Below are 1,465 nucleotides of genomic sequence, written 5' to 3'. Positions count from 1 at the left end.
GACTCGAGTAGGGCGGGACACGTGAAATCCTGTCTGAACATGGGGGGACCACCCTCCAAGCCTAAATACTCGTACATGACCGATAGCGAACACAGTACCGTGAGGGAAAGGTGAAAAGCACCCCGATGAGGGGAGTGAAACAGTACCTGAAACCGAATGCTTACAAGCAGTAGGAGCCTCTTTAGGGGGTGACTGCGTACCTCTTGCATAATGGGTCAGTGACTTAATGTACCATGCGAGCTTAAGCCGTTAGGTGTAGGCGCAGCGAAAGCGAGTCTGAACAGGGCGACAGAGTATGGTGTATTAGACCCGAAACCCGGCGATCTAGGCATGACCAGGTTGAAGGTGCGGTAACACGCACTGGAGGACCGAACCGTTGAATGTTGAAAAATTCTCGGATGAGTTGTGTTTAGGGGTGAAAGGCCAATCAAGCCGGGAAATAGCTGGTTCTCCGCGAAATCTATTGAGGTAGAGCGTCGGATGTATGCCGTTGGGGGTAGAGCACTGGATGGTTGCGGGGGTCGCGAGATCTACCAATACTAACCAAACTCCGAATACCAACGAGACTTATCCGGCAGACAGACGGCGGGTGCTAAGGTCCGTCGTCAAAAGGGAAACAGCCCTAACCTACAGCTAAGGTCCCCAAGTCATCACTAAGTGGGAAAGCATGTGGGAATCCCAAAACAACCAGGAGGTTGGCTTAGAAGCAGCCATCCTTTAAAGAAAGCGTAACAGCTCACTGGTCTAAACAAGGGTTCCTGCGGCGAAAATGTAACGGGGCTAAAGTGATGCACCGAAGCTTAGGGTTCAGATCTTCGATCTGAGCGGTAGCGGAGCGTTCCGTAAGCGAGTGAAGCGATCTGGTAATGGGTCGTGGACGTATCGGAAGTGCGAATGCTGACATGAGTAGCGATAAAGAGGGTGAGATGCCCTCTCGCCGAAAGACCAAGGGTTCCTGCTTAAAGCTAATCTGAGCAGGGTGAGCCGGCCCCTAAGACGAGCCCGAAGGGGGTAGTCGATGGGAACCACGTTAATATTCGTGGGCCTGGTGGTGTGTGACGGATCTCGTGTATTGTCTGGCCTTATTGGATTGGTCAGGCTTTGAAGAGGTTCCAGGAAATAGCCCCACCGTATAGACCGTACCCGAAACCGACACAGGTGGTCAGGTAGAGTATACCAAGGCGCTTGAGAGAAGTATCCTGAAGGAACTCGGCAAATTGCCTCCGTACCTTCGGAAGAAGGAGGCCCTGTCTATGCGCAAGCACTGGCAGGGGGCACAGGCCAGGGGGTAGCGACTGTTTAGCAAAAACACAGGACTCTGCTAAGTCGGCTTCAAGACGACGTATAGGGTCTGACGCCTGCCCGGTGCCGGAAGGTTAAGAGGAGGAGTGCAAGCTCCGAATTGAAGCCCCGGTAAACGGCGGCCGTAACTATAACGGTCCTAAGGTAGCGAAATTCCTTGTCG

1 rRNA gene is annotated in these 1,465 nt (G+C 53.1%); it reads left to right on the top strand.

Annotation, left to right across the window (positions count from 1 at the left end):
• Window positions 1-1,465, top strand: a 23S ribosomal RNA gene (locus L284_RS27550); the annotation flags it as partial.

Origin of the sequence: Novosphingobium lindaniclasticum LE124, assembly GCF_000445125.1 — a bacterium.
GTDB classification, from domain to species: domain Bacteria; phylum Pseudomonadota; class Alphaproteobacteria; order Sphingomonadales; family Sphingomonadaceae; genus Novosphingobium; species Novosphingobium lindaniclasticum.
The sequence above is the reverse complement of the archived record's forward strand: the minus strand, read 5'-3'. Positions and strand labels throughout refer to the sequence as shown.